The 7,253-nt window shown below is 67.6% G+C and carries 7 protein-coding genes and 1 pseudogene; all 8 read left to right on the top strand.

What is annotated here, in order from left to right:
• Positions 1-1,052, top strand: a 1,052-nt coding sequence (gene secY / locus JHC99_RS16210) for a preprotein translocase subunit SecY (RefSeq protein ID WP_292155606.1), incomplete at its 5' end; no start/stop codon positions are given.
• A gap of 101 nt (positions 1,053-1,153) precedes the next feature.
• Positions 1,154-1,714, top strand: a complete 561-nt coding sequence (locus JHC99_RS16205) for an adenylate kinase (protein WP_292155603.1) — start codon at positions 1,154-1,156, stop codon at positions 1,712-1,714.
• A gap of 103 nt (positions 1,715-1,817) precedes the next feature.
• Positions 1,818-4,283, top strand: a complete 2,466-nt coding sequence (locus JHC99_RS16200) for a zinc-dependent metalloprotease (protein WP_292155601.1) — start codon at positions 1,818-1,820, stop codon at positions 4,281-4,283.
• A 90-nt stretch (positions 4,284-4,373) separates the two neighbouring features.
• Positions 4,374-5,141: a TonB family protein gene (locus JHC99_RS16195; protein WP_292155598.1), complete on the top strand. Its 768-nt coding sequence runs from the start codon at positions 4,374-4,376 to the stop codon at positions 5,139-5,141.
• A 60-nt stretch (positions 5,142-5,201) separates the two neighbouring features.
• The gene (locus JHC99_RS16190) at positions 5,202-6,008 is read left to right on the top strand and encodes a TonB family protein (protein ID WP_292155596.1); all 807 of its coding nucleotides are present in this window, start codon (positions 5,202-5,204) and stop codon (positions 6,006-6,008) included.
• A gap of 110 nt (positions 6,009-6,118) precedes the next feature.
• Positions 6,119-6,487, top strand: coding sequence for a 30S ribosomal protein S13 (gene rpsM, locus JHC99_RS16185; protein ID WP_056101849.1), 369 nt, complete (start codon positions 6,119-6,121; stop codon positions 6,485-6,487).
• Between the two features lie 9 nt (positions 6,488-6,496).
• On the top strand, positions 6,497-6,886 hold the full coding sequence (gene rpsK / locus JHC99_RS16180; RefSeq protein ID WP_292154852.1) for a 30S ribosomal protein S11: 390 nt from the start codon (positions 6,497-6,499) through the stop codon (positions 6,884-6,886).
• Positions 6,887-6,978: 92 nt separating this feature from the next.
• Positions 6,979-7,253 (top strand): annotated as a pseudogene (locus tag JHC99_RS16175) (DNA-directed RNA polymerase subunit alpha); the annotation flags it as partial.

Raw genomic sequence — 7,253 nt, 5'->3', positions numbered from 1 at the left:
AGCTGAAGAAGGAAGGCGGCGAAAGCGGCCGCAAGCAGCTGAACCAGTACACCCGCTATCTGACGGTGTTTCTGGCGCTGGCCCAGTCGCTGGGTATCGCCGCGGGCCTGAATGCCCAGCCGAACCTGGTCGATCAGCCGGGCCTGTTCTTTATCGCCACCACCGTCGTCGCCCTGACCGGGGGCACCATGTTCCTGATGTGGCTGGGCGAGCAGGTGACGGCGCGCGGCATCGGCAACGGCATCTCGCTGATCATCTTCGCGGGTATCGTGGCGGTGCTGCCAGGCACGATCGCGCGCCTGTTCGGTCTGGCCCAGCAAGGTCAGCTGTCGGCCTTCGCCCTGCTGTTCATCGCTGCCCTGGGCATCTTCACGGTCGTCTTCATCGTCTTCATGGAGCGGGCCCAGCGCCGGCTGCTGATCCAGTATCCGAAGCGTCAGGAAGGCAACCGGATGGCGGGGGGGGAACGTTCGTTCCTGCCGCTCAAGGTCAATACCGCCGGGGTGATCCCTCCGATCTTTGCGTCGTCGCTGCTGATGCTGCCGTCGACCGTCGCCACCATGACCGCCAACGCCGACCTGCCGACCTGGCTGAGCTGGCTGCCGATGGTGACCGGCCAGCTGACGCATGGCCAGCCGCTGTTCATGCTGCTGTACGGCCTGCTGATCGTCTTCTTCTGCTTCTTCTACACCTCGATCACCTTCAACCCCGAGGACACGGCCGAGAACCTGCGGAAATACGGGGGCTTTTTGCCGGGCATCCGTCCGGGCAAGCGAACAGCGGAATACCTGGATTACGTCCTGACCCGTCTGACGGTGATCGGCGCGGCCTATATCACCGCCGTCTGTCTGATCCCCGAGTTCATCGCGGCGCAGATGGGGCCGAGCCTGTTGTTCGGCGGTACCTCGATCCTGATCGTCGTTTCGGTGACCATGGATACGGTCGCCCAGATCCAGTCCCAGCTGCTGGCCCACCAGTACGAAGGCCTGATCAAGAAGGCCAAGCTGCGTGGTCGGGGTGGACGCGGTGCGCCCGCTCCCGTACGGCGGTGATGAGTGGGCCCGGAGCGCTTTGCGCGACTTAAGTCCGGCTTGTTGGGCTACAGCGCTTCGCGCTACTTGAGCCCGGTTGCGATCGCTTTGGGAGGGCGGCCTTGAACCTGATCCTGTTCGGACCGCCTGCCGCGGGCAAAGGCACCCAGGCCAAGCGCCTTGTCGATGGGCGGGGCATGGTCCAGCTGTCGACCGGCGACATGCTGCGCGAGGCCATCGCCTCGGGCTCGGACCTGGGCAAGCAGTGCCAGGCCATCATGTCGGAGGGCGGTCTGATCGCCGACGACATCGTCATCGCCCTGATCGAGGCCAGGCTGAAAGACGCCGAGGACGCCGGCGGTGCCATCTTCGACGGCTTTCCCCGCACCCTGGCCCAGGCCGAGGCGCTGGACGCCATGCTGGCCAAACTGGGCAAGCAGATCGACCACGTCATCCGTCTGAAGGTCGATGACCAGGCTTTGCTGACCCGCGTCGCCAGCCGCTTCGCCGACCAGGGCCGTCCGGACGACAATCCCGACAGCTTCAAGGTCCGGCTGGACGCCTACAACCGCAACACCGCGCCCCTGCTGCCCTACTATGGCGACAAGGGTCTGCTGACCGAGATCGACGGCATGGGCGCGATCGACGCCGTCGCCGCCGAGATCGACAAGGCGTTGGCCTAGGTTTTTCTCCCTGTCGCGCAGCGATGGGGAGGAGAGGGAGGAGGGCGTTGACTCACTCCCTCCAATCACCCTCCTATCGCACCGCAGCGTAGAGGGATCAGGCATGGCGTTCAGGGTCGGTAAAGCAGCGACGGCGATCGCTCTGGTGCTGGCTCTTTCGGCACCCGCGTCCTTTGTTCACGCCGCAGACGATCCCGCGACCTATGCCGAGACGATCGAGGGTCTGACGCGCCAGAACGGCCTGGCTCCGATCTTCATCGACGCGGACAAGGGCAAGGTGCTGGTGCAAATGCCCGCCGCCGCAGCGGACGGGGTGATGCTGCGGGTCATCCACCACACGGCGTTGCGGACCGGGGTCGGGTCGGCCAATACCGGGCTGGATCGGGCCCAGATCGGCGCGACCAACATCCTGGCCTTCCGGAGGATCGGGCCCCGGGTCGTCGCCGAGTTCGAGAACCCGAAATACACGGCCCCGGCCGGCAGCGTCGACGAGCAGGCGGCGGCACGCGACGCCTTCGTCGGCTCCACCGTCTGGGCGGGCGAGATCGTGGCGGAGAATGACGACGGGTCGGTGTTGATCGACATCGCCGGCTTCCTGACCCGCGACGCCATGGGGATCGCCGAGCAATTGAAAGCGGCGGGGCAGGGGACGCTGAAGCCGGTCGCCGACCTGACCCTGGTCGATGCGTCCCAGGCGCGGGCCTTTCCCGAGAACGTGGAAATGGAGGCGCGTCTGACCTTTGCGGTCGATGCGCCGGGGACCGATCTTCGCCAGATCGCACCGGACGCGCGGCTGGTGACGTTCACGGTACGCCACAGCTTCATCAAACTGCCCGAGCCGGGCTTCACGCCCCGGCCATTCGATCCCCGGACCGGCGCGATCTCGACCCTCGTCACCGACTATTCCGCGCCGCTGGATGAGGCGATGGTCAGGCGGTTCGCCAACCGGTTCCGGCTGGAGAAGACCGATCCCGCAGCGGCTCGTTCGACGGTCAAGGCACCCATCGTCTTCTACGTCGATCGCGCCGCGCCCGAGCCCGTGCGCACGGCCCTTGTCGAGGGCGCGCAGTGGTGGGCCGACGCGTTTGACCGCGCGGGCTTCATCGACGCCTACCGTGTCGAGGTCCTGCCCGAAGGGATCGATCCTCTGGACGCCCGCTACAACGTCATCAACTGGGTCAATCGGGCCACCCGCAGCTGGTCCTATGGCCAGAGCGTGGTCGATCCGCGCACCGGCGAGATCGTCAAGGGATCGGTGCTGCTGGGGTCGCTCCGTATCCGGCAGGACATACTGATCTTCGAGGGACTGCTGGGCGCGGCGGGCACCGGCGACGGCGGGCCCAACGACCCGGTCCAGATCGGCCTGGCCCGCATCCGCCAGTTGTCGGCGCATGAGGTCGGCCACGCCATCGGCCTGTTGCACAATTTCGCCGGCAGCACCCAGGGACGGACCTCGGTGATGGACTATCCGGTGCCGGTGATCGGCATCGGGCCGGAGGATCAACTGGATTTCTCGGATGCCTATGGCGTCGGGATGGGCGACTGGGACCGCTTCGCCATCGACCAACTGTACAGCGACGCGGCTCCCGATGTCCGGGCGGCAGCGCTTGAGGCCGGGGTGGCGCGGCTGCGGTTCGTGTCGGACCCCGATGCCCGGATCGGCGGCGACGCCCAGCCCTGGGGCAGTCTGTGGGACAACGGCGCGGACCCGGTCGAGGAACTGGGTCACCTGATGCGGATCCGGCGAATCGCTCTGGACCGGTTCGGGCTGGGCAACCTGCCGGACGGTTCGGCGGTCAATGATCTGAGGCGGCGGCTGGTGCCGATCTATCTGTACCATCGCTATCAGGTGGACGCCGTGTCCAAGCTGGTCGGCGGGATCGACTATGGCTGTCCGGTCTCGGGTGACGGGCGAGAGGCGGCGGCGCCTGTCCCGGCCGCGACCCAGCGCGCGGCCCTGGCGGCCCTGACCGCGACCCTGAGCCCTGCCGAACTTGACCTGCCCGAGCCCTTGATCGCCTTGTTGAACGCCCAGCAATCCGGCGACGGCGACCCCCAGAACGACATCGAGGTGTTCAAGGGGCTTGAAGGGCGAGTCTTCGATCCGGGCGTGGCGGCCGATGTGGCGGCCGACGTCACCCTGACCGCCCTGTTCGCCCCGGCGCGGGTCAACCGGCTGAGCGACGCCGCGCGCCGCGATCCGACCCAACTCAGCCTGACCGAGACGATCGACGCCGTCACCGCCGCTGCCTTCGCCCCTGCAACAGGGAGGCTGGCCGAACCGGCGCGGCGAGTTCAGGCGCAATATGTGCTGACCCTGGCAGGGTTGTTGCGCGGTGACGACCTGTCGAGCACTTCGGCGGCTGTGATCGACGATCGGCTGACGGCCCTGGCGACGCGGCTGAAGGCGTCGCGCGCCGCAGATCCGGTCCAGCGGGCCCACGATCGCTGGCTGGGCGCCCTGATCGGCGACCGCGACCGTCTGGACCAGATGCTGGAGGATCGCCACCACGCCCCGCCGACACCCCCGGGAAGCCCGATAGGTGCGGAGGCCGACTGGCACGGGTGAGCGCTGCCCGTCACGCCACGTTCATCCGCATCGTGCGTTAGAGTGCGCTTGAAAGGACCGTGACGGTCCGGCGAGGCGACCTGAAGAACGTTGACGACGATCCGTCCCCATGTCTCCCGCAAACAGGGACAGAGGCTGGCTGTGGCTGTGGGCGTCGCCGTCTTGCACGGCGGACTGTTCCTGGCGCTGTCGACCAGCACGGAGGTGCCGCCCATGGCGTCGCTGCCCGCCATTGACGTCGAACTGTTTCGGCCACTCGATCCCCCGCCTCCGCCTCCGCCACCCCTGACGCCTGAACCTCCCGCGCCGGTCTCGGGGGGCGGGGCCCCGGCGGCACCGTCTCGCATCCACACGCCGCCCCGGCCACGTCCTGTCGAGCCCGAACTGCCGGCACCCGTGGTCCAGGCACCCGCGCCCGCGCTGGTCGTCGGCGTCGCGCCCTTGGCCACACCGACGCCCGGCTTTGGGCAGGGCGGGCAGGGAGCGGGCAGCGGTACAGGTAGCGGTGACGGCGATGGACCGGGTTCGGGGGGCACGCCGCCTCGTTTCATCGCCGGGCCGACGTCGCGCCAGATCGCCGATGCCGCGCCGGCCGCCGCACGTCGGGGACGGATCGACGGGATGGTGGCGCTGCGGTGCGTCATCCGGCTGGACTCCCGCCTGGAGAACTGCCGCGTCGTCAACGAGACACCGTCAGGGATGGGTTTCGGCGAGGCGGCGGTGCGTATCGCCATCGACCGCTTCCGCTTTGCGCCGCCGACCCGTCAGGGACGGCCGGTCTCGGGTGCCGAAATGCCGCTGGGTATCCAGTTCAACCTCGGCGGCCGACGTCCTGACACCAGCCCGGCCGTCGGCTGACGTCCCGGTTGCAATTGTCTCGCTTCGGGGGGATCGTTCGCGTCTGAGAAGGGCAGGGTCATGCGGACACGGGACGAGCGGTCGAGACGGACGACGGCCTTTGTCGTGGTGCTCTTCGCCCACATTCTGATCCTGTGGTGGCTGGCCCTGACCCGAGACGCGCAGCTCTTCGAGGCGAGCCCGCCTATCGACGTGACGCTCTTCCCCGGCTCTCCGCCTGCGGGCTCAAGCGGGTCCGGCGGTGAGGCCCCGCCCGCACCCTCAATCGTCCACAGTCCGCCTGTCGTCCTGAAGCCCTTCCCCGACGCCTTTCAGGCCCCGCCGGAACCGACGCCGATTCCACAGCCGCTGATCGTGGGTCCGGCCTCGATTGCTACGCCGATCCTTACCGACAGCGTATCGGTCCAGCCGGGTGCCAGCACGGGCGCAGCCTCCGGCGCGGGCGAAGGTGCCGGCGCTGCGACCGGCCGCAGCCAAGGGGCGGGCAGTGGTCTGGGTGGTACGGGAACCGGAACGGGCGCTGGTGCCGGCGTCGGTGCGGGATCGTCGGGAGTACGCTGGATTCGCCAGCTCAACGCAGAAGAGAAGAACGAGGTCTATCCCAGCAGGGCGGCCAGACGCCGGATCAGCGGGCAGGCGGTCATTCTGTGCCGGATCAACCGCGACACCACGGTCACGAACTGCCGCGACGAATCAGAGCGGCCCACGGGCTGGGGTTTCGGCCGTGCGGCGGTGAGAGCAGCGCGATATATGCGCATCCGGCCCCGGGTCGTGAACGGCGTGGTTCAGGACGGTGCGCGTGAGCGGATCACCGTTCCCTTCACCTGGACCCAGGGTGTTTTGCCTGAAGACGCCGTCACCCGTTGACCTAATCTGAATCATCGGTATAAGGCGCGCTTCCCGCGAAGGGCGCCACGCTCCTGGTCTGTTGACCGGAGCGTTGTTTGCGTCCGGTTTGCGCGTATCTGGAGAGCTTCGTGGCCCGTATCGCTGGCGTCAATATTCCGACCAACAAGCGCGTCGAAATCGCGCTGCAGTATATCCATGGCATCGGCCCCGCCGCCGCCAAGGACATCGTGGGCAAGGTGGGCATCGAGTCCGCCCGCCGCGTGAACCAACTGACCGACGCCGAAGTCCTGCAGATCCGCGAGACGATCGACAAGGATCACACGGTCGAGGGCGACCTGCGCCGTGAGACGTCGATGAACATCAAGCGTCTGATGGACCTGGCCTGCTACCGCGGCCTGCGTCACCGCAAGGGCCTGCCGGTCCGCGGCCAGCGCACCCACACCAACGCCCGCACCCGCAAGGGTCCCGCCAAGCCGATCGCCGGCAAGAAGAAGTAAGACAGACACATGGCCAAGGAACCGGGTCGCGTAAAGAAGCGCGAGCGCAAGAACATCACCTCGGGCGTCGCCCACGTGAATGCGTCTTTCAACAACACCATGATCACGATCACCGATGCCCAGGGCAACGCGATCTCGTGGTCGTCGTCGGGCCACATGGGCTTCAAGGGTTCGCGCAAGTCGACCCCTTACGCCGCCCAGATGGCCGCCGAAGACGCCGGCAAGAAGGCCCAGGAACACGGCGTCAAGACGCTGGAAGTCAACGTCTCGGGTCCGGGTTCCGGCCGTGAGTCCGCGCTCCGCGCCCTGCAGTCGGTCGGCCTGACCATCACCACGATCCGCGACGTCACGCCGATGCCGCACAACGGTTGCCGTCCGCCCAAGCGCCGTCGCGTCTAAGACACCCGCCTACGCCGACCCATCTTCCGCCGGCCCTGGACGCACCTGACGAGGAGCGAGGGGCCGGCGACCTCCGTACCCAAGGGACACCCATGATCGAACGTAACTGGCAAGAGCTGATCCGTCCCGAGAAGCCGCAGATCGAACTCGGCTCCGACGCCCAGCGCAAGGCGCGCCTGGTCGCCGAGCCCCTCGAACGCGGTTTCGGCGTCACGCTCGGCAACGCGCTGCGTCGCGTGCTTCTGTCGTCGCTGCAAGGCGCGGCGGTCACCGCCATCCAGATCGACGGCGTCGTCCATGAATTCTCGTCGCTGGAAGGCGTGCGCGAAGACGTCGTCGACATCGTGCTGAACATCAAGCAACTGGC

It is taken from the genome of Brevundimonas sp., from assembly GCF_016463485.1.
In the GTDB taxonomy this organism is placed as follows: Bacteria; Pseudomonadota; Alphaproteobacteria; order Caulobacterales; family Caulobacteraceae; genus Brevundimonas.
Note: the sequence above shows the minus strand (reverse complement) of the source record. Positions and strands in the feature narration are given on the sequence as shown.

What these genes read in the sequence shown, in the direction of transcription:
- JHC99_RS16190 (WP_292155596.1), top strand. Translation starts at nt 5,202, where the DNA reads ATGCGGACACGGGACGAGCGGTCGAGACGGACGACGGCCTTTGTCGTG.
- rpsK (WP_292154852.1), top strand. Translation starts at nt 6,497, where the DNA reads ATGGCCAAGGAACCGGGTCGCGTAAAGAAGCGCGAGCGCAAGAACATC.
- JHC99_RS16200 (WP_292155601.1), top strand. Translation starts at nt 1,818, where the DNA reads ATGGCGTTCAGGGTCGGTAAAGCAGCGACGGCGATCGCTCTGGTGCTG.